This is a genomic window from Variovorax glacialis (genome assembly GCF_051216375.1).
Classification (GTDB): Bacteria; Pseudomonadota; Gammaproteobacteria; order Burkholderiales; family Burkholderiaceae_C; genus Variovorax.
The window spans coordinates 440,194-463,153 of sequence record NZ_JBPJZT010000002.1 but is presented as its reverse complement, the minus strand read 5'-3'; the positions used below and the strand labels follow the sequence as shown (position 1 = coordinate 463,153).

General features: G+C 65.9%; 23 protein-coding genes. 15 read left to right on the top strand and 8 right to left on the bottom strand.

The window, feature by feature from the left end:
* Positions 1–51: 51 nt before the first annotated feature.
* The 3 genes from ACSFBL_RS06555 to ACSFBL_RS06545 all read left to right on the top strand — a co-directional run bounded on the left by ACSFBL_RS06555 (position 52) and on the right by ACSFBL_RS06545 (position 2,760).
* Complete coding sequence (locus ACSFBL_RS06555; protein ID WP_435514932.1) at positions 52–969, top strand: SDR family oxidoreductase; 918 nt, start codon at positions 52–54, stop codon at positions 967–969.
* Between the two features lie 39 nt (positions 970–1,008).
* Positions 1,009–2,166 carry an alpha/beta fold hydrolase gene (locus ACSFBL_RS06550; protein WP_435514931.1) on the top strand — a complete coding sequence of 386 codons (1,158 nt, stop codon included), beginning with the start codon at positions 1,009–1,011 and terminating at the stop codon, positions 2,164–2,166.
* Positions 2,167–2,346: 180 nt separating this feature from the next.
* Positions 2,347–2,760 (top strand): GNAT family N-acetyltransferase, encoded by a 414-nt coding sequence (locus ACSFBL_RS06545; protein ID WP_435514930.1) that lies wholly within the window; start codon positions 2,347–2,349, stop codon positions 2,758–2,760.
* A 157-nt stretch (positions 2,761–2,917) separates the two neighbouring features.
* Here the strand turns inward: ACSFBL_RS06545 and ACSFBL_RS06540 are convergent, their stop codons facing one another.
* The gene (locus ACSFBL_RS06540) at positions 2,918–4,069 is read right to left on the bottom strand and encodes an adenylate/guanylate cyclase domain-containing protein (protein WP_435514929.1); all 1,152 of its coding nucleotides are present in this window, start codon (positions 4,067–4,069) and stop codon (positions 2,918–2,920) included.
* A gap of 177 nt (positions 4,070–4,246) precedes the next feature.
* Between ACSFBL_RS06540 and ACSFBL_RS06535 the strand changes: the two genes are divergently transcribed.
* Genes ACSFBL_RS06535 through ACSFBL_RS06525 form a run of 3 tightly spaced genes read left to right on the top strand, consistent with a single transcriptional unit; the run spans position 4,247 to position 6,616 of the window.
* Positions 4,247–5,779 carry a sensor histidine kinase gene (locus ACSFBL_RS06535; RefSeq protein WP_435514928.1) on the top strand — a complete coding sequence of 511 codons (1,533 nt, stop codon included), beginning with the start codon at positions 4,247–4,249 and terminating at the stop codon, positions 5,777–5,779.
* Positions 5,776–6,150 carry a response regulator gene (locus ACSFBL_RS06530; RefSeq protein ID WP_435514927.1) on the top strand — a complete coding sequence of 125 codons (375 nt, stop codon included), beginning with the start codon at positions 5,776–5,778 and terminating at the stop codon, positions 6,148–6,150. Before ACSFBL_RS06535 ends, ACSFBL_RS06530 begins: the two co-directional genes overlap by 4 nt.
* Before the next feature lie 19 nt (positions 6,151–6,169).
* Entirely contained in the window at positions 6,170–6,616 is a 447-nt protein-coding gene (locus ACSFBL_RS06525) for a desulfoferrodoxin family protein (RefSeq protein ID WP_435514926.1), read from the top strand.
* Between the two features lie 7 nt (positions 6,617–6,623).
* Here the strand turns inward: ACSFBL_RS06525 and ACSFBL_RS06520 are convergent, their stop codons facing one another.
* The 3 genes from ACSFBL_RS06520 to ACSFBL_RS06510 all read right to left on the bottom strand — a co-directional run bounded on the left by ACSFBL_RS06520 (position 6,624) and on the right by ACSFBL_RS06510 (position 9,032).
* Positions 6,624–7,319, bottom strand: coding sequence for a carboxypeptidase regulatory-like domain-containing protein (locus tag ACSFBL_RS06520; protein WP_435514925.1), 696 nt, complete (start codon positions 7,317–7,319; stop codon positions 6,624–6,626).
* Between the two features lie 105 nt (positions 7,320–7,424).
* Positions 7,425–7,787 (bottom strand): HPF/RaiA family ribosome-associated protein, encoded by a 363-nt coding sequence (locus ACSFBL_RS06515; RefSeq protein WP_435514924.1) that lies wholly within the window; start codon positions 7,785–7,787, stop codon positions 7,425–7,427.
* A gap of 12 nt (positions 7,788–7,799) precedes the next feature.
* Entirely contained in the window at positions 7,800–9,032 is a 1,233-nt protein-coding gene (locus ACSFBL_RS06510; protein ID WP_435514923.1) for an acyltransferase family protein, read from the bottom strand.
* 159 nt (positions 9,033–9,191) lie between these two features.
* Here ACSFBL_RS06510 and ACSFBL_RS06505 point away from each other — a divergent pair, with 159 nt between their 5' ends.
* Together ACSFBL_RS06505 and ylqF are read left to right on the top strand one after the other, a co-directional pair.
* Entirely contained in the window at positions 9,192–10,097 is a 906-nt protein-coding gene (locus ACSFBL_RS06505) for a LytTR family DNA-binding domain-containing protein (RefSeq protein WP_435514922.1), read from the top strand.
* A 62-nt stretch (positions 10,098–10,159) separates the two neighbouring features.
* Positions 10,160–11,113 (top strand): ribosome biogenesis GTPase YlqF, encoded by a 954-nt coding sequence (gene ylqF / locus ACSFBL_RS06500; protein WP_435514921.1) that lies wholly within the window; start codon positions 10,160–10,162, stop codon positions 11,111–11,113.
* 18 nt (positions 11,114–11,131) lie between these two features.
* Here the strand turns inward: ylqF and ACSFBL_RS06495 are convergent, their stop codons facing one another.
* A complete protein-coding gene (locus tag ACSFBL_RS06495) occupies positions 11,132–11,809 on the bottom strand; it encodes an ankyrin repeat domain-containing protein (RefSeq protein WP_435514920.1) in 678 nt (225 codons plus the stop codon).
* A gap of 230 nt (positions 11,810–12,039) precedes the next feature.
* Between ACSFBL_RS06495 and ACSFBL_RS06490 the strand changes: the two genes are divergently transcribed.
* Positions 12,040–13,776 (top strand): pyrroloquinoline quinone-dependent dehydrogenase, encoded by a 1,737-nt coding sequence (locus ACSFBL_RS06490; RefSeq protein ID WP_435514919.1) that lies wholly within the window; start codon positions 12,040–12,042, stop codon positions 13,774–13,776.
* An 18-nt stretch (positions 13,777–13,794) separates the two neighbouring features.
* Complete coding sequence (locus ACSFBL_RS06485; protein WP_435514918.1) at positions 13,795–14,484, top strand: c-type cytochrome; 690 nt, start codon at positions 13,795–13,797, stop codon at positions 14,482–14,484.
* 18 nt (positions 14,485–14,502) lie between these two features.
* On the opposite strand, the gene ACSFBL_RS06480 is transcribed toward ACSFBL_RS06485, so the two are convergent.
* Both ACSFBL_RS06480 and ACSFBL_RS06475 read right to left on the bottom strand, forming a co-directional pair.
* Complete coding sequence (locus ACSFBL_RS06480; RefSeq protein WP_435514917.1) at positions 14,503–15,426, bottom strand: sigma-70 family RNA polymerase sigma factor; 924 nt, start codon at positions 15,424–15,426, stop codon at positions 14,503–14,505.
* Complete coding sequence (locus ACSFBL_RS06475; RefSeq protein ID WP_435514916.1) at positions 15,407–15,712, bottom strand: hypothetical protein; 306 nt, start codon at positions 15,710–15,712, stop codon at positions 15,407–15,409. Before ACSFBL_RS06475 ends, ACSFBL_RS06480 begins: the two co-directional genes overlap by 20 nt.
* A gap of 184 nt (positions 15,713–15,896) precedes the next feature.
* Between ACSFBL_RS06475 and ACSFBL_RS06470 the strand changes: the two genes are divergently transcribed.
* The 5 genes from ACSFBL_RS06470 (at position 15,897) to ACSFBL_RS06450 (ending at position 22,237) form a co-directional block, all read left to right on the top strand.
* A complete protein-coding gene (locus ACSFBL_RS06470) occupies positions 15,897–16,940 on the top strand; it encodes an aldo/keto reductase (RefSeq protein WP_435514915.1) in 1,044 nt (347 codons plus the stop codon).
* Positions 16,941–17,091: 151 nt separating this feature from the next.
* Positions 17,092–18,318 (top strand): ABC transporter substrate-binding protein, encoded by a 1,227-nt coding sequence (locus tag ACSFBL_RS06465; RefSeq protein WP_435514914.1) that lies wholly within the window; start codon positions 17,092–17,094, stop codon positions 18,316–18,318.
* Positions 18,319–18,545: 227 nt separating this feature from the next.
* Positions 18,546–19,421, top strand: a complete 876-nt coding sequence (locus tag ACSFBL_RS06460; RefSeq protein WP_435514913.1) for a branched-chain amino acid ABC transporter permease — start codon at positions 18,546–18,548, stop codon at positions 19,419–19,421.
* 130 nt (positions 19,422–19,551) lie between these two features.
* Positions 19,552–21,504, top strand: coding sequence for an ABC transporter permease subunit (locus ACSFBL_RS06455; RefSeq protein ID WP_435514912.1), 1,953 nt, complete (start codon positions 19,552–19,554; stop codon positions 21,502–21,504).
* A 10-nt stretch (positions 21,505–21,514) separates the two neighbouring features.
* Positions 21,515–22,237, top strand: a complete 723-nt coding sequence (locus tag ACSFBL_RS06450) for an ABC transporter ATP-binding protein (RefSeq protein WP_435514911.1) — start codon at positions 21,515–21,517, stop codon at positions 22,235–22,237.
* Here the strand turns inward: ACSFBL_RS06450 and ACSFBL_RS06445 are convergent.
* Positions 22,234–22,932, bottom strand: coding sequence for an aspartate/glutamate racemase family protein (locus ACSFBL_RS06445; protein ID WP_435514910.1), 699 nt, complete (start codon positions 22,930–22,932; stop codon positions 22,234–22,236). The genes ACSFBL_RS06450 and ACSFBL_RS06445 overlap by 4 nt on opposite strands.
* Positions 22,933–22,960: the final 28 nt, after the last annotated feature.

The window sequence follows — 22,960 nt, the reverse complement described above, 5'->3', positions numbered from 1 at the left end:
GTTTGGGGTAAAACGCGTCGCGTCAAAGACTCCCAAGAAAGCATTTCCGGCATGAGCACTCTCGATTTCAAGGGCCGCGTGGCCATCGTCACTGGCGCGGGCAACGGCCTCGGCCGTCAACATGCGCTGGCCCTGGCGGCGCGCGGCGCCAAGGTACTGGTCAACGATCTGGGTGGGGCCCGGGATGGCTCTGGCGGTTCGGTGAGCGCGGCGCAGGCGGTGGTCGACGAGATCAAGGCGGCGGGCGGGGAGGCGATCGCCAACGGCGCATCCGTCACCGACTTCGAGGCCGTGCAGGCCATGGTGCTGCAGGCGGTGGACGCCTGGGGCCGCGTCGACATCCTGGTCAACAACGCCGGCATCCTCCGCGACAAGAGCTTCGCCAAGATGGACATCGCCGATTTCCGCCTCGTGATGGACGTGCACCTGATGGGCGCCGTGCATTGCACCAAGGCCGTCTGGCCGATCATGAACGAGCAGAAGTACGGGCGCATCGTGATGACGACCTCGTCGTCCGGCCTCTACGGCAATTTCGGCCAGAGCAACTACGGCGCTGCCAAGCTCGCGCTGGTGGGCCTCATGCAGACGCTGAGCATCGAAGGCGCGAAGAACGACATCCGCGTCAACTGCCTCGCACCGACCGCGGCCACCCGCATGACCGAGGACCTGATGCCGGAGGAAGTGCTCAACGCCCTCAAGCCCGAGGCGGTGGTGCCGGCGATGCTGGTACTGGCCGGCCAGGATGCACCGACCCGTGCCATCCTCTGCGCAGGCGCCGGCACCTTCGAGGCGGCGCACATCACGCTCACGCAAGGTGCGTGGATCGGTCTCGACGCCGACGCGCCTGAGCAACTCGCCGCGCGGCTGGTCGAGGTGACCGATCGCCAGGGCGAGATCGTTCCCCAGAGCGGGGCCGCGCAGGGGTCGAACGAAGTCGGCAAGGCCATGGCCAACACGCGCAAGCACTGACACACTGCGTCTCTGGCCGGCTTGCCAGGAGGAAACGCCATGCACAGTGGTCCAGCGCTCGATCCCTTGCCTCTGCCCGCGGGCATCCGCTCGCGCTTCGTCGACAACAGCAACGGCCTGTCGATGCACGTGCTGGAAGCCGGCTTCGAGTCGCCGGACCGGCCTTGCGTCCTGCTGCTGCACGGTTTTCCGGAGCTGGCCTACAGCTGGCGCAAGGTGATGCTGCCGCTCGCGGCGGCCGGCTTTCACGTGGTGGCGCCCGACCAGCGCGGCTACGGCCGCACGACCGGCTGGCGGCAGGGCTTCGACGCGGATCTCGACCAGTTCCGGATGCTGAACCTCGTGCGCGATGCGCTCGGGCTCGTCGCTGCACTCGGCCATCGCACCGTGACGGCGGTCGTCGGCCACGACTTCGGCTCGCCGGTGGCTGCGTGGTGCGCGCTGGTGCGGCCCGACGTATTCCGCTCGGTCGCGCTGATGAGCGCGCCATTCGGCGGTGTCCCCGCCATACCCTTCGACACGGCTGCAGCGACGCCCGCGCCATCCGGCCTTGCAGCCATCGCTACGCTTCTGGAGGGACTGGCCACGCTGTCGCCGCCGCGCAAGCACTACCAGTGGTACTACTCCACCCGGGAGGCCGACGACCACATGCGCCACGCGCCGCAGGGCCTGCACGCCTTCCTGCGCGCCTACTACCACTGCAAGAGCGCGGACTGGCCGGCCAACAAGCCCTATCGCCTGGAAGCGCTCACGGCCGACGAACTGGGGAAGCTGCCCGCGTATTACGTGATGGAGGCCGGCAAGACGATGGCCGAGACGGTCGCCCCGGAAATGCCGACGCCCGAACAGATCGCTGCCTGCCGCTGGCTGCCGGAAGACGAACTTGCGGTGTATGCCGCCGAATACGCCCGCACCGGCTTCCAGGGCGGCCTGCAGTGGTACCGCTGCGCGACGGGCGGGCAGTACACGGCGGAACTGCAGACGTGGTCGGGCCGCACGATCGACGTGCCCTCCTGCTTCATCGCCGGCCGGAGCGACTGGGGCATCTACCAGAAGCCAGGCGACTTCGAGGCCATGCAGGGCAGGGCCTGCACGCACATGACGGGCGTGCACATCGTGGGCGGCGCGGGGCATTGGGTGCAGCAGGAGCAGCCGGAGGAAGTGGGTCGGCTCCTGCTTCAGTTCGTGCAGCGCTGACGGATTGCCGACCTCCGCGTCCCGCCGCTTAACCCAGCGAACACGCAGCGGAGCGTGTGTTCCAGTCGTCGAGAATAATCCTATTTTTTTAGGGAAGTATCTATTGATAGGGCCGTGACTTCACGATGAGAAGTCGTGATTGTTCGCATTAAGATGAGACTTCAAACACCGAGTAATACAATGAAATACGACATTGAAGTCCTCCCCGTAATCACAACGGACCTGGCTGCAAAAACCAATTTTCTGTACGAACAAAATGGTTGGGGACACGACTATCAATGCGAGCTCACCGCTCGAGCGTGGAATCAATCCGCTTTCCGCGCCGTCGCCGTGAACGACGGATTGATTGTTGGCGCTATTCGAGGATTCAGCGATGAAGTTTACGTCTCATGGGTGACGGAAATACTTGTCGATCCACAATGTCAACGCAAGGGGGTTGGCGCGCGACTGCTGCAAGAATTCACGTCAAGATATGGACATACGGTTATTTATGCCAAAGAGCTTCTCGAAGGTATTCCATTCTTCGAAAAGAACGGCATGGTTATAAGGCCAAAACTTGCGGTTTGTGCCTACAAGCCGGATGCTTCCGCTTGACCTTGGTGGAGCGATCGGGTGAGGCTGGTCGAACTGCGCAATTCCAAATTTTCAGAAATTCGAGCGTGTTCGCTCGACTTGAATGTTGGCCAGGCATCCGACTTCGGCTGAAAACGGAGGCTTCCAGCCTCTCTGAAAGACCTTCAAGTCGCTAAATTTAGCGAGATAGCGGAAGCGGCGTGCTCAGTGCGCCATCCGTCCTCAAGGCCCGAACGCTGAAGCAATCGACTGGACGCTGAAACCCCTTCAGGCTGAGCGCCTGTGGCGGCTCCACATCCAGCAGCGCTTCGAGTTGCGCATACACCGGCCGTGAGATCAGGATCTGGTTGCCCGCCGCCTCGCCGCACAGCCGGGCCGCGAGGTTGGTGACGGTGCCGATCGCGCCGTAGTCCCAGCGTCCGTCGAACCCGATGGCGCCGATGGTCGCGAAACCCTGCGCGATGCCGATGCCCAGGCCCAGCGAATAGCCCCGGCGCAGCCAGGCCTCGGCGATCGACCCGATGCGCTCGCGGATTGCCAGCGACATCCGCACGGCGCGTTCGGCGGCGTCGGGAATCGGAATGGGATCGTTGAAGAAGATCATCATCCCGTCCCCGCTGAAGTGCTCCAGCGTTCCCTCGTGCGCCATGATCAGTTCGCCGGTCGCCGCGTGGTACTGGCGCAGCACGCCCATCACTTCCTCGGGTTCGGAGCGCTCGGCGAAGGCGGTGAAGCCGCGCAGGTCGAGGAAGACCACGGTGATCTCGCGCCGATGGCTCTGTAGCGGGTCTTCCGCGCCGCCGCTCACGATCAGCTCCGCCAGTTGCGGAGAGAAGAAGCGCCGCAACCGCCCGACGCGTTCGAGTTCGGAAACCTGCGTGGCGACGCGGCGCTCCAGCGATGCGTTCCACTCTTTCATCTCGCCGACCAGGGTCTCGACCCGGTCGTGCAGGTCCTTGATGCGCAGCATCGAACGCACGCGCGCGGCGAGCGCGGCATGGTCGACGGGCTTCGTCAGGTACTCGTCGGCGCCCGCCTCGAGGCCCGCGACGATGTCCTTCAGGTCGGCCATCGCAGTGACCATGATGATCGGCGTGAACGGGAAACCGGGATCGGCGCGCAGGCGCCGGCACACTTCGATGCCACCGAGCTTCGGCATCATGACGTCGAGCAGGATCAGGTCCGGATCGAGTTGCCGCGCGGCGGCCAGGCCTTCCTCGCCATCGGCTGCGGACACCACCTCGTAGCCCTCGCTCGCCAGCCGGGCCTGGAGAATCTTGACGTTGGTCGCGTTGTCGTCGACGATGAGGATGCGTGGTGGGGTTCTCATCGTCGTACTGCCGGGACAAAAAATGTAGCGGCTTCGCGGGTGTTCCACAAGCTGCGACGCCAGTGGCGAGCGGTGCGGGAGCCCTCTTCCTGGCCTGACGGGAGCCTGGCCATCAAACTCGAACAGCTTGTAACGCGGGTGTTGAAGCGGTCGCCTTTCGCCGGACTCGTGCACGGGGTGGCCCGCGTTCGCGCTTCGGTCCACACCAAGCTGCTATTCGCCTTTCTCATCATCACGTTGCTGTTCATCGCGATGGCGGTCGCCAGCCTGCTGATCCTCGTGAACACCACGGCGCAGAGCCGTCTGCTCGACGAAGCCCACGAGCGGGTGAGCTGGGCCCAGCAGAGCCAGCATGCGCTGGACCGGCAGATGCACTTCACCGCACTCGCACTGCTGTCGAAGGACGAGGCTGCCATCGAGCGCATCCTGCGCGAGAACAACCGCTTCAACGAAACGCTGGCCAAGCTGGACACGTCCGCCGCGGCCGGGCAGAAAGGGCTGATCGGGCAGATCCGCGAGTCGCAGGACGACGCGATGGGCGTGGTCGCCGACATCGCGAACGCCATCCGCGACGGCAAGCTCGAGAACATCACCTCCGATCTGCTCAAGCGCGAGGAAAGCCTCGACGAGCAGATTGCCCAGCGCATGGGCCAGCTCGTCGGCGTCGAGCAGGACCGCATGGGCCGGCTGCGCGACAGCGTGGGCGCCGCCAACCGGCGGTCGCTGATCCTGACCGCCATCTTCGCGGTGAGCGCCGTGCTGCTGGCATGGCTGTGCGGCTTCGTGATCTCGTGGTCCTTCATCCTGCCTGTGCGGCAGGCGCATCTTTTCCTCGGCGATGTCGCAGCGGGAAACTTCGGGCGCAAAATCTCGGTTCCCAACCGTGACGAATTCGGAGCGCTCGCCGACCGGATGAACCACATGAGCCTGCAACTGCATCGCCTCGACGATTCACAGCGCCAAGCGGCCGCGACGCTCGTGGACCTCAATGAGCAGCTCTCGCGCGCGAGCAAGGCCAAGTCCGAGTTCCTGGCCAACATGAGCCACGAACTGCGCACGCCGATGAACGCGATCCTCGGCTTCAGCGAGATGATGATCGACGGGATCTACGGCACGGTGCCCGAAGAGCTGAAGGAGCCGCTCACGGACATCCAGGTCAACGGCCGCAACCTGCTGCGGTTGATCAACGATGTGCTCGACCTCTCCAAGATCGAAGCCGGCCGGATGGAGCTTGCGCTCGGCGAGTATTCCGTCGGCGACGTGGTGCATACGGTCCGGACTTCGCTGCGCTCCATCGCCGCCGAGAAGGGGCTCGAATTCACCGCGCATGTGCCCGACGACCTGCCGGTAGCCTACGGCGACAGCGGCCGGCTCACGCAGTGCCTGACCAATCTCGCGGGCAATGCCTTGAAGTTCACGCGGCAGGGACGGGTCGACATCGCGGTCGAACTGCGTGGCGATGAGCTCGTCTACAGCGTGTCCGATACCGGCATCGGCATCGCGCAGCAGGAACTCGACAACATCTTCACCGAGTTCCGCCAGGTCGACACCACCATCACGCGCGAGTTCGGCGGAACCGGACTCGGGCTCAGCATCTCGAAGAAGTTCGTGGAAAGGCTCGGCGGCCGCATCTGGGTCGAGAGCGAACTGGGCAAGGGTTCCACTTTCAAGTTTTCCGTGCCGTTGCGCGCGGGTGAGGCGGGCGAATGAGCGAGCACACGATTCTTTATGTCGAGGACAACGAGTACAACCGCAAGATCGTGCGGCAGCTGCTCAGCCGTTCGGCCTGCAAGCTGCTCGAGGCGGCGGATGGCGAGACCGGCGTCGCGCTGGCGAGGGAGCACCTCCCGAATCTCATCCTGATGGACGTGCAGTTGCCGAAGATGTCCGGCCTCGACGCCACGAAGCTGCTGACGACGGAGGAGGCCACGCGGCACATTCCGATCATCGTCATCACCTCCTATGCGCTGAGCGGCGACCGCGAGAAGGCGATGCAGGCGGGCGCCTCCAGCTATCTGGCCAAGCCCTACAGCCCCAGCGAGTTGCTGGCGATGGTCAAGCAGTTCCTTCCCGGTCTCTGACCCCACGCGAGGAGGTCGCATGACGATGTCCGTTCGACGCGCCGCCCGCCTGGCGGTCTGCCTGCCCGGCTTGGTCGCCGGCCTTGGCGTCGCTCCGGCGCAGGCCCAGGACGACCAGGCGCAGCAGTTCACGCCCGAGTTCAGGGAAGTCCACAAGGCCTTTGACCCGAAGCACACGCCGAAGATCGTTGCGCCCGACAGCGTCAAGCGCGGCGAGTGGTTCACCGTGACGGTGAGCGTGGGCGCAGGGTCGCTGCACCCGTCGCTGCAGGAGCACTTCGTGCGCTACGTCGCGCTCTACAAGGACACGGTGGAGATCGCCCGCGCATACCTGCATCCCGTGTACTCGTCGCCGACGGTGACCTTCACGGTGGCGCTCGACGAAGGTGGCTCGCTGCGCGCCGTGGCCGAGCCCACGCATTCGTCCGCGTGGGAGGCCAGCAAGAAGATCACCGTGGTTCCCTGAGGGGCGGTCAACGCGCCTTCATCTCGACGGTGACCTGCGCGGGTTGCTGATCGCCGACTGCGACAGTGGCCTGCATCGTGCCAAGCCGTTCCTGCCAGATCTGCAACCGGTACTGGCCCGGCGGCAGGTTGTCGAAGGCAAAGCGGCCATCCGCGCCGGTGACGGCATAGAAGCGGTGCGCCGTCACGACCACCCACGCCGTCATCCACGCATGCAGGTCGCAATTGATGCGGACGATCTCCGGCTCCGCGAAGGTGACGGGGATGGTCCGGCCCATCGGCTGCGTGCGGTTGAAGGACACGTTGCGCTTGGGCGTCGCGTGGATGTTGTGCAGCAGGCGGTCGCTGTTGAGGAAGTCCACCGTACCGCCAGCGGGCACCATGACGATCCGCGGCACGAACGAGCAGCCCTTCTGGTCCATCTCGACCTTCTCGGTCGTGGGTGGCGACGCCGCGCCGGGAGGAGGGTTGTCGATCCACACGACGGCATTGCGGACCTCCTTGCCTGCGGAGACCTGGAGGTCGTCGGCGGCCTTTTCATTGCCGCAGAGGTACTGGTCGATCGTGATCGGCACCTTGGCTTGCGCCGGCGCAGGGCCGGCATAGACCACCTTGCCTCGCACGCTGCCCGCCAGGGCCGGGGCAGTCAGGCCGCCGGCCAGGAGCAGCAGCGCGAGGATGCGTTTGAGCCGAGTTCCATTCAATGGAGACCCCTTCATGTGCGACCGCGTGGGGGCGTCGTTAAAAAAAGGTTAGTCCACCCCCGCCGAGCCAGTCAATACACCGAACAGTGGACCAAGTCGGAAGCGCTATTCGACGACGGCGTCGCCATCCTTCCGGATCGACGTCCGGTCGCGTTTCTGGTCATGGATGCGCCCCAGCGTGCTGTCGAGCGCCCGCTTGAGCTTGTCGGATGCGCCGCGGAAGGCCTCGTCCATGTTGGGTGCATGCTGCGTCACGGCCAGCGGCTGATGGTGCGCGAGGCGGGCCTCCATGACACAACGCTTGTCGCCGCCACCGCTGGCGGTGTGCTTCTCGTCGCTGAGATGGACTTCCACCCGCGTCACGTCGTCGGTGAAGCGGCTCAGGCATTGCCGTATTTCTCCATCTGCCCAGCGCTCCAGTGCGTCCTTGTTCTCGAGTCCGTTGCTCGTGTTCACTTGTATCTGCATGCTGTGGCCCTTTCATTTGCCTGATGAGCAAGCCCCTACTTTGCGCCCATTGCGGTCGGCCATGCGTAAGCATTTGGGCAACGTGGCCGAGGTTGGAATGACCACACCGGCTGGCTTGAGCCCGAACAGAGGGCGCAGCCAGCGGAATCGGCGGATCAGGCCATCGGTCAGCGCCCAGCACCCGAGCACCGTGAGTGCGACCAGCAAGGCGGGCTCCAGCACCGGGCCGAGCCGCAGGGAGGCCAATGCGACCGCGCCGGCAATGATCAGCGTCTGGTGCAGCATGTACCAGGGGTAGACCGATTCGCTGGCCCATCCGAGCCACGGCCATGGGCGATTCAGGTGGCGGTGGGCGAAGCCGAGGATGGCCGCGATCGCCGTCCAGAGGTACGCCGCTCGCAGCACCCGCAAGGCCCAGGCGGCGGCTTCCGCGTCGGCGCCGGAAAGTCTCAGCGCGATGAACGCGGTGATGAAGGCCACGGCCAGCGCCAGCGACCCGCGGCGCAGGCGCTCCAGTTCGCGCCAGATGCCTTCGTCCACACCCATCCAGTAACCGTAGACGAAGACGGTGAAATACAGCGCGTGCAGGTACCAGTCGTGGATGAGGTCGTGGGTCGCCGGAAAGTGCGGCGACAGCAAGAGGGTGGACAGCAGGAGCGGCAGGGCAGGAAGCACCATCAGCCGCCAGCCCCGAAGCGCGGTGAACGCGCGCCGAAGGCGCAGGATGGGCGCGGATCGCATCAGCGGTGCCATCAGTGCGAGAACCGCGGTGTAGGCAAAGAGGTAAGGCAGGTACCAGAGGTGATTCCATGTCATGGGAAAGTCCGACCCGTCGAAGGCGCCTTTCGGCCACGGCCCGCCGACGAGGTAGCGCAACATGAAGGACCCAAAGCCCGGCGCCACCAACCCATTGCCGACGCTCTGAACGTAGGCCTGGTAGGGCACGACCACGGCCATCCCGAAGACCAGCGGCAGCAGCAGCCGCAGCGCTCGCTGCCGGATCAGGGCGAGCGGTGACATCCCCCTGCTCAGGAAGCCGAAGGCCACGCCCGAGACCAGGAACACCAGGTCCATGCGCCAGACATTGACCACCACCATCGGCCATCGCAGCCATTCGGCGGCGTGCGGGCTCTTGATGTGCCACGGCCATCCGGCCACGTAGTACATCCCCACGTGATAGAGGATGAGCAGCAGGAAAGCCAGCGCCCGCAGCGCGTCGATGTCGTGTCGCCGATTCGTCGTCATGCCGTGCTCCTTGCGTCGATGCGGACGCCGGGGGCCATGGTCCGGCGCCGAGCGGCCGCGGCGGGTGGCGAGGTGACGATCCGCGAGCGCTTTGTGACGAGCGGCGCCTCCGAGGGACGAAAAATCGTCCGTCCCGCGGGATTTCGTGAGAATCCGCGCATGAGCGAGCCCCGGCGGAACCTGTTCGAGCGCTACCGGCCCTTCCGGCGGTGGGTGGAGGCGGGCTTGTGGGTGCTGATCCTGGCAGTGCAGGCGACGTTTGCCACGGTGGTTGCGGTGATCGACGTGCGCCAGGCCGGGCGCGACGTCGCGACCTGGCAGCCGGTGACCTGGGAGATTTCGAGCCACCTGGCGCTCCTCGCGCTGGTGCCGGTCGTGATCGCCTTCGAACGCCGGTTCCCCCTGAACCGGTCCACCTGGCGGCGGAACTGGGCGTGGCACGTGCTCGGCAGCGTGGTCTTCAGCCTGGCCCACGTGGCGCTGATGGTCGGCCTGCGGCACATCGTCTATGCCTGGGCCGGCAGCCGCTATGACTTCGGCGACTGGCTGTCGAAGTGGCCCTACGAATACCTCAAGGACGCGCGCACCTACGCGCTCTTCCTGCTGGCGATCATGAGCTACCGGCTTTTCATGCTGCGCTGGCAGGGTGAGGCGCGCGTGCTCGATCCGCCGGAAGTCGCCGAGGGTCCGGCAAGTCCGCCGTCCGGGGAGCCGCCGGAGGCGCTGGAAGCGACCGAGTCGCCGCCAAGGCCCGACCGGTTTCTGGTGCGCAAGCTGCGCCGCGAATTCCTGATCGGCGCCAACGAGATCGACTGGCTGCAAGCGCAGGGCAACTATGTGGGCCTGCGCGTGAACGGCCACGACTACCTGCTGCGCGCCACGCTGACGGACTTCCTCGCGCAACTCGATCCCGCGCGTTACGTGCGCGTGCACCGCAGCTACGCCGCCAACCTGGACCGCATCGCAGAGATCGAGCCGCTCGACGGCGGTGACGCGCGCCTGCACATGCGCGACGGCACGCACATTCCGTGCAGTCGCCGCTACCGGCCCGCGCTGCGCGCCTGATGCGCAGGCCGGCGCGGCGACAATCCGAGGTCCGTTCCCAGCAGAAAGAGAAAGACTTCCCGATGGCCATCCAGTGGTTCCCCGGTCACATGCACCTGACCCAGAAGGCCATCGCCGAGCGCATCAAGGACATCGACGTCGTGATCGAACTGCTCGACGCGCGCCTGCCCGGCTCCAGCGCCAATCCGATGCTGGCCGACCTCACCGGCCACAAGCCGGGCCTGAAGGTGCTCAACAAGCAGGACCTGGCCGACCCCGAACGCACCGTGCTCTGGCTGGCGCACTACGACGCGCAGCCGGCCACCCGCGCCATCGGGCTCGACGCGAGCCAGACCACGCCCGCACGGCAACTCATCGACGCCTGCCACGAACTCGCCCCGCTGCGCGGCGGCATGGCCAAGCCGATGCGCGTGCTGATCTGCGGCATTCCCAACGTGGGCAAGTCCACCCTCATCAACACGCTGACCGGCAGCCGAAAGGCGAAGACCGGCGACGAAGCCGGCATCACCAAGCTCGAACAGCGCATCACCCTGGCCGACGACTTCTACCTGTGGGACACGCCCGGCATGCTCTGGCCGCGCATCATCGTCGCCAAGAGCGGCTACAACCTCGCCGCCAGCGGCGCCATCGGCCGCAATGCCTTTGACGAGGAAGAGGTGGCCCTCGAATTGCTCGACTACCTGAAGCGGCACTACGCGGGGCTGGTCGAGGCGCGCTTCAAGATCGACCCGATCGCGGGCCTGACCGACGAAGAGGTGCTGGAAGCCATCGGCAGAAAGCGCGGCGCGCTGCTGGGCAAGGGGCGCGTCAACCTGCAGAAGGCGGCCGAGATCGTGATGCACGAATTCCGCAGCGGCAACATGGGCCGGATCACGCTGGAGACGCCGGCGGAGTTCGCGGACTGGCTGGCTGCCGGCCAGCGGGTGGATGCAGAGCGCAAGGCGAAGAAGGAAGCGCGCGCCCGGAAGAAGGGCACTGGCCGGCGTGCGGACGATCCGCCGGCCGAGGCACCGTAGCCGGCCGGAAAGCCTCGCTCAGCGAAGCCCCGCCGACTGGACGAGGTCCGCCTGTCCGGCGCCGCGCGCAATCTCGATGGCGGTGAGGCCGCGATCGTCACGCATGTCGGGCCTGGCCCCGCGCGTGAGCAGCAGGCGAACAGCGTCGGCGTGGCCTTGCCCCGCGGCCCACATCAGCAGCGTGAGCTTGTGGTCGTAGGTGGCGTTGACGTCGAGGCCGGCCGCCAGCAGCGCGTCCAGCGCCGCGGCATTGCCCTGGCCCGCCGCGTACACCGGCGCCGACCTGTTCATGCGGTCGACCGCATCGACGCGCGCGCCGGCGGCGAGCAGGCGCTTCACGAGTTCGGCATTGCCGCTGTAGCTTGCCGCCATCAAGGGTGTGACCTGCTCGACCGACGCCAGGTTGACGTCGGCCTTCGACTCGATCAAGGCAATCCCCATCGACGCATTTCCCTTTTCGCAGGCGATGAAGAGCGGCGTCTTGCCGACCCGGTTGCGCGAATTCACCGCAGCGCCTTTGGCGATGAGATCCTTCGCGCGCTCGAGTTGGCCCTCCCGCGCGGCGACCAGCAACTGGGCATTGGGGCTGGGATCGGTCTGGGGCTGCGCTGCGGCATGCATGGGAACCGTCGACATCAGGAGTGCGCAACACCATGACATCAGCATGCAGATGCGTATCGAGGCCGGTCTCATCATCGTTATGGACTCCAACTAAAAATGCTGCGGTGCACCGAAAGAATTTTCTGTTCAGTGGACCTGATAGTGGCTACGCTTGCAAGCGAGGCATGACAGCGCAGCCGTCTGCGGACGGTCGGAGTGCTGTTGGGAGCGCGCTTCCACCACGCGCTGCATCTGCCTCGCGAAGCCGGCTCCCGGCCTCGCCGCGGTGGCAATAAGAAGGCATACGACGCCTGAGGAGACCCGCGATGCACACGAAGTTCAAGACCCTTCGCGACTGGCGCTGCGCGCTCGTTGCGGTACCCGCCCTCGGGCTGTTTTCGGCAACTGCCTTCGGGCAGGCCGAGGTGAGCGGGCAGGCGGCTGCCACGGGCTCGCCGGTGCCGAAGACGATCTCGGTGTCGCAGCGTCAGCTCGACGCCGCCGACAAGGAAGCCTCCAACTTCCTGCACTCCAACATGAGTTACGCGCAGACCCGCTTCTATCCGGCAGCGCAGATCAACACGAGCAATGTCGGCAAGCTCCGGCCCGCCTTCACCTTCCAGACCGAAGTGCTCGAATCGATGGAGACCGCGCCGATCGTCGTCGACGGCGTGATGTACATCACCACCTCCTACAACCACGTGTACGCGCTCGACGCCGCCACCGGCAAGGAGTTCTGGCACTACAAGCACAAGATGGGTCCGGTCACCACCTTCTGCTGCGGCCCGAACAATCGCGGCGTCGCCATCATGGGCGACCGGCTGTACATGGGCACGCTGGACGCCAAGCTGCTGGCCTTCGATGCGAAGACCGGCAAGGTGCTGTGGTCGACGCAGATCGGCGACCCCGAACTGGGCTACTCAGAGACCATGGCGCCGGTGGCCGTGGACGGCAAGATCCTCATCGGCACCAACGGCGGCGAGTACGGCATCCGCGGCTTCGTGAAGGCCTTCGACGCCAACGACGGCAAGCTGCTCTGGACCTTCGACACGGTGCCCGAGAAGGGGCATGAAGGCGTGTGGGCCGTCAACGACGCGACCCAGCGCAACCTCCACCGCGACATCGAAGCCGAGAAGGCCCAGCTGGCCAAGGGCGGCGACTTCTACAAGTCGCTGGGCGGCGGCGTGTGGATGGCGCCCGCCGTCGACAGGGAAACCGGCACCGCGTTCTTCGTGGTCGGCAATCCGAGTCCCGACCTCTACGGTGCGGAGCGCCCCGGCGACAACCTCTACACCGACTCGATCGTCGCGGTCGACCTGAACACCGGCAAGTACAAGTGGCACTACCAGTACGTGCCGCACGACGTCTGGGATCTCGACGCCGTCTCTCCCGTGATCCTCACGGAGGCCAAGGGCAAGGACGGGAAGATGCGCAAGGTGGCCATCCACGGCGGCAAGACCGGGCACATCTACGTGCACGATCGGGCCACCGGCGAGCTGATCCGTTTCAGCGAGGCCATGATCCCGCAGGAGAACATGTGGGTGCTGCCCACCAAGGACGGTGCGCGCATGCTGCCCGGCGCCAACGGTGGCGTCGAATGGAGCCCGATGGCGGTCAATCCGAAGCTGCACCTGGCCTACGCGGCCAACCTGCACCAGCCGATGACGTACCACGTCGAAGAGGCCAAGTATCCGGGCGGCAAGCTCTGGCTGGGCGGCGCCTTCAAGGTGATCCCCTCCGAGCAGCAGTCGGGGCGTCTGGTGGCGGTCAACATCGACAGCGGCAAGGTCGCATGGAAGTTCGATACGGCGCAGCCCCTGATCGGCGGCGTGCTGGCCACGGGCGGCAACCTGGTCTTCAACGGCGAGGGCAACGGGCTGTTCCGCGCGTTCGATGCCAGGAACGGCAAGAAGCTCTGGGAATACCAGGCCGGTGCGGGCGTGAATGCACCGCCGGTGTCCTACACCGTCGGCGGCAAGCAGTACGTCGCCGTGGCGGCGGGCGGGAACACGCAGCTTGACTTCAAGCGGGGCAATTCGGTGATCGTCTTCGGAATACAGTGATCACCCCCGTTGCTTGTAGTGACACCCACCCCCGTTGCTTGCTCACTGCGTGTAGCCGCCTCCCCCCTTGAGGGGGCAACAACAGCGGCCCGGCGGAGCCGGTTCCGCGTTGTTTCACGAACGCGCCTTGCTGCGCTCGTCGCTGCGGGCGCAGCGTTGGTTTGTTGTGGCGGGGTGGGGGCGCAGCAGGCTCCGGCGCAGCCGGCGGCGGTGCCTGCCAAGGCGGCGGCTTGTGCTGCTTGCCATGGGGCGGATGGGCAGCCTATTCAGGCGGTCTATCCGATCATTGCGGGGCAGACTTCGCGTTATCTGTATCTGCAGTTGCGGGACTTTCAGGAGGGGCGGCGCGCGAACGAGCTCATGACGCCGATGGTCGCGGGGATGACGCGGGAGGAGATGCGCGAGCTGGCGGATTACTTTGCTGCGCAGAAGCCGCCGCGGCAGCGTTTCGCAGCCAACGCGGACAAGGCGAAGCTGGGGAAGTTGAAGTCGGAGGAGACGCTCTGCACGATGTGCCACCTCGGCGGCTTTGCCGGGCAGAACGAGGTGCCGCGCGTGTCGGGGCAGAACTACGACTACATCGTCAAGCAGCTCTCGGACTTCAAGGCGCACAAGCGGACCAACGACGCCGGGACGATGACCAGCGTGGCGAACACGCTGAGCGCGCAGGACATCGAGAACGTCGCGCACTTCCTCACGGGGCTCTGAAACGGCCACCCGGCGATCTCACGGTGCCAGTTCGATGGGCGCCTCCTGCGCGATGTAGCTCACATGGCGGAAATCGCGGATGTTGCTCACCCGGCCGTCTCGCCATTGGAACTCGATGAAGTAATCCGGCCGTGAGGCCCCCGGCGCGCGGAGCACTGCCAGGACCTCGCGGCCATCGAGCCACGCCGGCACGAGGTGCCAGTCGGCCTGCCGGTCGTAGTTCGTGAAATAGATGCCCACTTCGCGCCGGCCTGCCGCCTTGCGCCGCGAGACGAGGTCGAGCCGGACTTCATCGGCCAACATGGCGCGAACGCCGTCCCAGTCGCGGGCGTTGAACAGGCTGGCGTAGCGAAGCAATGCCGGCGAGATCGGGGCGCGCGCTTTGGGGGAAACAGATGGTTCGGCGGGCGCGTCCGACAACTGCGCCAGCAGCGTTCGCCCGCGATGCAGCGCCGCCTTGACCGCCGGCACGCTCAGGTCCAATTCGGTGGCGATTTCTTCCAGCGAATGGTCGAGCACGTCCTTGAGGATCACGCAGCCGCGCTGCGCCGGCGCGAGTTGCAGGAAGCACGACAGCGCGGCGCGCAGCGCCTGGCTGCGCGCGAGCGCGCTGTCGGGCTCGCGCGCCGCGTCGTCGGCGAGGTCCAGTGCCGCCTCGGTCGGTTCGGTTCGCATGCGGACGTCATGCCGCCAATGGTCGATCGCGCGGTTGTGCGCGATGCGAAACAGCCAGGGACGCAGCGGCGGCAGTTCCTTCAGTTCTGGCAACTGGTAGTAGGCCCGGGCGAGGGTGTCCTGCACGACGTCCTCGCCGTCGGCGACCGAGCCGGTCATGCGCGTGCAGTAGCGGTGCAGGTCTGGCCGGATGTCGGCGACCAAAGCCAGGAACTGGCGCCGTCCTTCCTCGAGGGTGGCGATGATTTCACTGGCCGAAGAAGCCATACGAGCCGATCTCCGTCATGTCGACGGCGACCGGCGGCTCCTCGCAGCGGTCGCGGATGCCGGCCGCGAAGGCCTTGAACTCGGGCAGGGCGGTCAGCGCATTGCTGCCATCGGGTTCCTCGTGCGAGGAGATGTGCACGAAGCTCACGCCGTCGGCGAGCCGGAAGGTGGCGTAGCGCAGCCCCGTCGGCCGGAGTCGATGCAGGGCTTCGTAGACCGTCCGGCTGAGGCTCTCGTTCTCCGCCACGCGATCGGGCTTGAGCTTGTATCGCACCATGTGTTTCATGATCGGACCTTTCCCCGGCGGCGCCGGAAGTGATTGTGTGACAAAGACGTTCGGGCGGCCCGAAAGGATGCGGTCCGGGCGCCTCTGCAAGAAAGTTGGCCCGCGCCTATGCTCGCGGGCTTGCCCGGGCCGAACGAATCCGGTTTGCGCCCCGTTCCCACCTTCCGCTCAAGGAGTGCTCTTCATGCGTCACCATCCACTCGGCCGCACCGGCCTGTTCGTGTCCGAACTCTGCCTGGGCACCATGACCTTCGGCGGCAGCGAAGGCATCTGGTCGCACATCGGCGACGTGCAGCAGGCCGACGCCGATCGCCTCGTCGGCGCTGCCCTCGACGGCGGCATCAATTTCATCGACACGGCCGACGTGTACTCGGGCGGCCTTTCGGAGCAGATCACGGGGCAGGCGCTGAAGAACCTGAAGGTGCCTCGCGACAACGTGATCGTCGCGACCAAGGTGCTCGGCGAAACCGGCACGGGTCCCAACGCGCGGGGCGCATCGCGCGGTCACATCATGGACGGCGTCAAGGCCAGCCTGAAGCGGCTGCAGCTCGACCACATCGACCTCTACCAGATCCACGGCTTCGATCCCGCGACGCCCATCGAGGAAACGGTGCGTGCCCTCGACCAGCTCGTGCGGCACGGCCATGTGCGCTACGTGGGCGTGTCGAACTGGGCGGCATGGCAGATCGCCAAGGCGCTGGGCATCGCCGAACGCTGGGGGCTGTCGCGCTTCGAATCGCTGCAGGCCTACTACACGGTTGCCGGCCGCGACCTCGAGCGCGAACTGATCCCGATGCTGCGCAGCGAAGGCGTGGGGCTCATGGTGTGGAGCCCGCTGGCGGGTGGCCTGCTCAGCGGCAAGTACGGGCGCGACCAGCAAGGCGAGCAGGGCAGCCGCCGCACGACCTTCGACTTTCCGCCGGTCGACAAGGACCGGGCGTACGACTGCATCGACGCGATGCGCCCCATCGCGCAGGCGCACGGCGTCTCGGTGGCGCGGATCGCGCTGGCATGGCTGCTGCACCAGCCGCAGGTGACGAGCGTCATCGTCGGGGCGAAGCGGCCCGAGCAGCTTGCCGACAACATGGCCGCCACCGAGGTCGTGCTGAGCGCGGCCGAACTGGAACAGATCGACGCGGTGAGCCGCTTGCCTGCCGAGTACCCCGGGTGGATGTTCGTCCGCCAGGGGGAATATCGCCGGAAGCAGCTCGCCGACTCGGGCCGCTGATACCGTCCATCGGTTTTCGTGCGCATTGGTTGCCGCGATAGGCCCAAAGCAACCAGTTTGCGTACTTTTAGGGTTGTCACTCTCTTCGGAATTTCGCCTTGTGGCCTAAGGTCTCGAAACATTCAGACACTTGGAGACTTTCGACATGGCAATGAATTTCAAGCTTCTCGCGGTGGTGGGCGCCATCGCGTTTTCCGCCGGCGCCTTTGCGGCCGATCCGATCAAGATCGGCGTCGACGGTCCCTTCACCGGCGGCTCGTCGTCGATGGGCGTGAGCATGCGCGATGGCGTGCGCCTGGCCACCGAGGAAATCAACAAGTCCGGAGGTGTGATGGGCCGGCAGATCCAGCTGGTCGAGCGTGACGACGAGGCCAAGAACGAGCGCGGCGTGCAGATCGCCCAGGAGTTCATCAACAAGGAAAAGGTCGTGGCCGTGGTCGGCTACATCAACACCGGCGTGGCGCTGGCTTCGCAGCGCTTCTTCCAGGACGCGAAGATCCCGGTGATGAACAACGTGGCGACCGGCTCCATCGTCACGCACCAGTTCGACAAGGACCCTGACAACTACGTCTTCCGCAACGCGGCGCACGACAGCATCCAGGCACCGATGATCGTCGAGGAGGCTGTGACCCGCCGCGGCTACAAGAAGGTCGCGATCCTGGCCGACTCGACCAATTACGGGCAGCTCGGCCGCGAAGACCTGGAGAAGGCGCTGGCCGCCAAGGGCATCAAGCCGGTCGCGGTCGAGAAGTTCAACATCAAGGACGTCGACATGACGGCCCAACTGCTGAAGGCCAAGGAAGCCGGCGCCGAGGCGGTGCTGACCTACGGCATCGGCCCCGAACTGGCGCAGATCGCCAACGGCATGACCAAGCTGGGCTGGAAGGTGCCGATCGTCGGCAGCTGGACCCTGTCCATGGCCAACTTCATCGACAACGCCGGCCCCGGCGGCGAGGGTGCGCGCATGCCGCAGACCTTCATCCAGGAGCCGACCACGCCGAAGCGCAAGGCCTTCATCGCCAACTACGTGAAGACCTTCAAGCCCAAGAACGACCGCATCGATTCGCCGGTGTCGGCCGCGCAGGGCTATGACTCGGTCTACCTGCTGGCCGCCGCGATCACCCAGGCCAGCAGCACCGACGGGCCGAAGATCAAGGCTGCGCTGGAAGACCTGAAGACGCCGGTCGAAGGCGTGGTGACGACGTACAACAAGCCCTTCTCCAAGGACGACCATGACGCGATCACCGCGAACATCCCGGTGTTCGGCGAAGTGAAGGGTGGGCGCGTGGTCTACGCGAATGCCGACGACATGAAGAACGCTTCGCAGGTGCGCATGAAGAACATGGCCGCCAACGACGCCTTGATCCCGAAAAAGTAAGCAGACCCCCAGGCTCGCCCACTTCGTGTGGTCGCCCACCCCCTTGCAGGGGGCAATCCCAGCGGTCCGGCGAAGCCGGCTCCGCGGGATTCCTGGCTGTGCCTCGCCGATGAGACACGGATGCGGGAAACACCGCGGAACCGGCTTCGCCGGGCCGCTGTTGTTGCCCCCGGTAGGGGGTAGGCGAAGCGACACGCAGTGCGCGCAGACTGGGGGGGAGTAATCAGATGCAGATACTTACTCAACTCATCTTCAGCGGCATCGCACTGGGCATGATCTACGCCGTCATCGCCTTCGGCTATCAGCTCACCTTTGCCACTTCGGACACCTTGAACTTCGGGCAGGGCGATGCGCTGATGCTCGGTGCGCTCGTGGGGCTCACGCTGGTCACGCTGGGCGTGAACTACTGGCTGATGATCCCGATCGTGTGCCTGTTCGGCGCGGTGCAGGGCGCCGTGGTGGAGCGCATCGGCGTGCGGCCTGCGATCAAGATCAAGTCGGAGTTCGGCTGGATCATGTCGACCATCGCGCTCGGCATCATCTTCAAGAACGTGGCGGAGAACGTCTGGGGCCGCGACGACCTGAAGTTCCCGTCGCCGCTGCCGGAGGCGCCGATCAAGTTCCTCAACGCCAATGTGCTGCCGATGGAGATCCTGGTGGTGGTCGGCGCCGTGCTCATGATGCTGGCGGTGGAAGTCTTCAACCGCCGCTCGATCTACGGCAAGGCGGTGGTGGCGACCTTCAACGACCGTGACGCGGCGAAGCTGATGGGCATCAACACGGGGCTGGTCATCACCTTCTCGTATGCGCTGTCGTCGCTGACGGCCGCGTTTGCGGGCGTGCTGATCGCGCCGCTGACCTTGACGGGCGCGACCATGGGCGCCGTGCTGGGGCTGAAGGCCTTCGCGGTCGCGATCATCGGTGGCTTGACCAGCGGCATGGGCATCATCCTCGGCGGCATCATCCTCGGCATCGCGGAGACGACCACCGGTTTCTATCTCAGCACGGGCTACAAGGACGTGCCCGGCCTCGTGCTGCTGCTGATCGTGCTGGCGGTTCGGCCCGCCGGTCTCTTCGGCAAGACCGCCATCAAGAAAGTATGACCCCCAGGCTCGCGCACTTCGTGTCGCTCTCCACCCCCTTGCAGGGGGCAACACCTGCGGCCCTGCAAAGCCGGTTCCGCGGTGTTTCTGGTATCGGCAGAAACATTGCGCTGCGTTCTCAAACTCAAAGATGAAAACTGGTCGCTTCCTTTTGGCCCTGGTGGGTTTCGCAGCGCTGATGCTTTTCCCGATCGGCATCGACAACCCGTACTACATCCACCTGCTCGAGACCATCATGATCTACGCGATCCTGCTGTTCGGGCTGGACATCGTGGTGGGCTACACGGGGCAGGTCTCGCTCGGTCATGCGGGGCTGTTCGGCCTTGGGGCCTACACAGCCGGTGTGCTGGTCTACAAGATGGGGGCGCTGCTCATGGTGTCGCTGGTCGCGGCGGTCGGCGTCACGGCGCTGTTCGGCGCGATCCTCGCGTTGCCTGCGCTCCGGGTGACGGGGCCCTACCTGGCGATGGTCACGCTGGCCTTCGGCACGATCATCCAGATCCTCATCAACGAGATGAGCTTCATCACCGAAGGGCCGATGGGCATCAAGCTCACGAAGCCGCCGCTGTTCGGCCACAAGCTCGACGAGCGCGAGTTCTTCTGGCTCGTGGCGGTGATGCTGGTGCTCTCGCTCATCGTGGTCCACCGCATCCTGCGCTCGCACCTCGGGCGCGCCTTCGAGGCGCTGCGCGGCAGCCCGGTGGCGTCGGACTGCATGGGCGTGTCGGTGTACCGCTACAAGGTCTACGCCTTCGTGATCAGTGCCGGCTTCGCGGGGCTGGCGGGCAGCCTGTATGCGTACTCGGAGCAGTACATCTCGCCGAACACCTACAACTTCGAGTTGACGGTGCTCTTCCTGCTGGCGGTGATCATGGGCGGTCGCAAGAGCCGCATCGGTTCGATGATCGGCGCGGCCATCATCGTGCTGCTGCCCAAGCTGCTCGACGACGTGGTGCTGTTCCGCTACGTGTCGGTGGGGCTGGCCGTGCTGGTGATGATCGTGGCCGTCGTAGGCGTGCAGCGGCAGCGGGTCACGCCCAAGCAGATGGCGATCCCGGTGGTCGGCAGCATCGCGCTCGCGGGGCTGTCGTTCTGGCTCGAGACGATGACCGACTGGCGGCTCTCGATCTTCGGCGTGATCATGCTGTTCGTCGTGTACTACCTTCAGGACGGCATCGTCGGCTTCGTGCGGAATGCGCTCAACCTGCGCCGGCCGAAGGCGCAGGTCGATGTGGCGGTGGAGGGCGTGGCGCCGTCCGACGCCGTGACGGTCGCGGCATCCGGCAGCGGCGGGGCGGAAGTGCTCCGGGCCTCGGGGGTGCTCATGCAGTTCGGTGGACTCAAGGCGTTGAACAACGTCGACCTGACGGTGCGGCGCGGCGCCATCCACGGCCTGATCGGGCCGAATGGCTCGGGCAAGAGCACGATGATGAACGTGTTGACCGGCATCTACGCGCCGACCGCCGGCGCCATCGAGTTCGGCGGGCGCTCGCTGGTCGGCCGCACGTCGGCGGACATCGCGCTGTCGGGCATTGCGCGCACGTTCCAGAACGTGCAGCTCTTCGGCGAGATGACGGCGCAGCAGAACGTGCAGGTCGGCCTGCATCACACCTTCAGGAGCAACCTGTTCGACGTGGCCGTGCACACGCCGCGCTACAGGCGCGAGAGCGCCGCGGCGGCCAGCCGTGCGCTGGGCCTGCTGAAGTTCGTCGGACTCGAAGAGTTCGCGACCGAGGAGGCGCGCAACCTGCCCTATGGGAAGCAGCGCCTGCTGGAAATCGCCCGCGCCCTTGCGCTCGACCCGCAGCTGCTGCTGCTCGACGAGCCGGCCGCGGGGCTCACCGCACCGGACATCAAGGAGCTGATCGCCATCATCCGCAAGATCCGCGAACACGGCGTGACAGTGATCCTGATCGAGCACCACATGGACGTGGTGATGAGCATGTGCGACACCGTCTCGGTGCTCGATTTCGGCCAGAAGATCGCCGAGGGCGAACCGGCCCAGGTGCAGTCGGACGAGAAGGTCATCGAAGCCTATCTCGGCGGCCAGGAAGACGCGGCACAGGCCGCGCAGGCTGCATGAGGAGCGCCCGATGCTGACCATCCACAATCTTTCGGCCGGCTACGGCAAGGTGCAGGTGCTGCACGGCATCTCGATCGAGGTGCCCAAGGGCAAGGTCGTGACGCTCATCGGTTCCAACGGGGCCGGCAAGACGACGACGATGCGCGCCGTGTCCGGAATGATCCGCGCGACCTCCGGCGAGATCACGCTCAACGGCAAGCGCATCGACGGCCTGGAGTCGTACCACATCGCCAAGCTGGGGCTTGCGCATTCGCCCGAAGGGCGGCGCGTGTTCGCGACCATGAGCGTCACCGACAACCTCACGCTGGGTGCGTTTCCGCGCTTGACGGGCAGCCGCCCGCGCGGCGACGTGGCGGGCGACCTGGAGCGTGCGATGGAACTCTTCCCGCGCCTCAAGGAGCGCCGCACGCAGCTGGCCGGCACGCTGTCGGGTGGCGAGCAGCAGATGCTGGCCATGGCGCGCGCCGTGATGCTGAACCCCGAGGTCGTGCTGCTCGACGAGCCGTCGATGGGGCTTGCGCCCATCCTGGTGGCGGAGGTGTTCCGCATCATCGAGCGGCTCAAGCAGGAAGGCGTGACGATGCTGCTGGTCGAGCAGTTCGCGGCCGCGGCGCTGGGCGTGGCCGACTACGGCTATGTGCTGGAGAACGGTCGCATCTCGCTGCACGGTCCGGCAGACAAACTGCGCAACGATCCGGGCGTGAAGGCGGCGTACCTGGGCGGCGGCCACTAGGGCGACGACAGCGCCCGTTCCGCGGCCCTGCGTGCGTGGATGCGCGTGGTGTCGAACAGCGGCACCGCCGAGTCCGTCTGGTCGACCAGCAGCGAAATCTCGGTGCAGCCGAGGATGATCGCCTGCGCGCCCTGGCTCGCCAGGTCAGCGATCACGCGGCGGTAGGCCGTGCGCGATGCCTCGACGACCTGGCCCAGGCACAGCTCCTCGTAGATGACCCGGTGCACGACTTCGCGATCCTGCGCGTTCGGCACCAGCACCTGGAGGCCGTGGCGCTCGCTCAGTCGATCCCGATAGAAGGCCTGCTCCATCGTGAAGCGCGTGCCGAGCAGGCCGACGGTCGAATGCCCGCCATCCTTGATTTCCTCGGCCGTGGGGTCGGCGATGTGGAAGAGGGGAATGCCGACCGCCGCCTCGATGTGCGCGGCCACCTTGTGCATCGTGTTCGTGCAGAGGACCAGGAAATCCGCCCCCGCCGCCTGGAGCGACCGTGCCGCATCGGCCAGCAGCGCGCCTGCCGCTTCCCAGTCGCCGGCATGCTGCAGGCGCTCGATGTCGTGAAAGTCGACGCTGTAGAGGATCAGCTTCGCCGAGTGGAGGCCACCCAAGCGCGACTTGATCGTCTCGTTGATTTCCCGGTAGTAGGGCACGGTCGATTCCCAACTCATGCCGCCGATGAGGCCGATGACTTTCACTTGTGCTCCGCGCATTGACGACGCCAGG

What these genes read in the sequence shown, in the direction of transcription:
- ACSFBL_RS06555 (WP_435514932.1), top strand. Translation starts at nt 52, where the DNA reads ATGAGCACTCTCGATTTCAAGGGCCGCGTGGCCATCGTCACTGGCGCG.
- ACSFBL_RS06550 (WP_435514931.1), top strand. Translation starts at nt 1,009, where the DNA reads ATGCACAGTGGTCCAGCGCTCGATCCCTTGCCTCTGCCCGCGGGCATC.
- ACSFBL_RS06545 (WP_435514930.1), top strand. Translation starts at nt 2,347, where the DNA reads ATGAAATACGACATTGAAGTCCTCCCCGTAATCACAACGGACCTGGCT.
- ACSFBL_RS06540 (WP_435514929.1), bottom strand. Translation starts at nt 4,069, where the DNA reads ATGAGAACCCCACCACGCATCCTCATCGTCGACGACAACGCGACCAAC.
- ACSFBL_RS06530 (WP_435514927.1), top strand. Translation starts at nt 5,776, where the DNA reads ATGAGCGAGCACACGATTCTTTATGTCGAGGACAACGAGTACAACCGC.
- ACSFBL_RS06525 (WP_435514926.1), top strand. Translation starts at nt 6,170, where the DNA reads ATGACGATGTCCGTTCGACGCGCCGCCCGCCTGGCGGTCTGCCTGCCC.
- ACSFBL_RS06515 (WP_435514924.1), bottom strand. Translation starts at nt 7,787, where the DNA reads ATGCAGATACAAGTGAACACGAGCAACGGACTCGAGAACAAGGACGCA.
- ACSFBL_RS06510 (WP_435514923.1), bottom strand. Translation starts at nt 9,032, where the DNA reads ATGACGACGAATCGGCGACACGACATCGACGCGCTGCGGGCGCTGGCT.
- ACSFBL_RS06505 (WP_435514922.1), top strand. Translation starts at nt 9,192, where the DNA reads ATGAGCGAGCCCCGGCGGAACCTGTTCGAGCGCTACCGGCCCTTCCGG.
- ylqF (WP_435514921.1), top strand. Translation starts at nt 10,160, where the DNA reads ATGGCCATCCAGTGGTTCCCCGGTCACATGCACCTGACCCAGAAGGCC.
- ACSFBL_RS06495 (WP_435514920.1), bottom strand. Translation starts at nt 11,809, where the DNA reads ATGATGAGACCGGCCTCGATACGCATCTGCATGCTGATGTCATGGTGT.
- ACSFBL_RS06490 (WP_435514919.1), top strand. Translation starts at nt 12,040, where the DNA reads ATGCACACGAAGTTCAAGACCCTTCGCGACTGGCGCTGCGCGCTCGTT.
- ACSFBL_RS06480 (WP_435514917.1), bottom strand. Translation starts at nt 15,426, where the DNA reads ATGGCTTCTTCGGCCAGTGAAATCATCGCCACCCTCGAGGAAGGACGG.
- ACSFBL_RS06475 (WP_435514916.1), bottom strand. Translation starts at nt 15,712, where the DNA reads ATGAAACACATGGTGCGATACAAGCTCAAGCCCGATCGCGTGGCGGAG.
- ACSFBL_RS06470 (WP_435514915.1), top strand. Translation starts at nt 15,897, where the DNA reads ATGCGTCACCATCCACTCGGCCGCACCGGCCTGTTCGTGTCCGAACTC.
- ACSFBL_RS06465 (WP_435514914.1), top strand. Translation starts at nt 17,092, where the DNA reads ATGAATTTCAAGCTTCTCGCGGTGGTGGGCGCCATCGCGTTTTCCGCC.
- ACSFBL_RS06460 (WP_435514913.1), top strand. Translation starts at nt 18,546, where the DNA reads ATGCAGATACTTACTCAACTCATCTTCAGCGGCATCGCACTGGGCATG.
- ACSFBL_RS06455 (WP_435514912.1), top strand. Translation starts at nt 19,552, where the DNA reads ATGAAAACTGGTCGCTTCCTTTTGGCCCTGGTGGGTTTCGCAGCGCTG.
- ACSFBL_RS06450 (WP_435514911.1), top strand. Translation starts at nt 21,515, where the DNA reads ATGCTGACCATCCACAATCTTTCGGCCGGCTACGGCAAGGTGCAGGTG.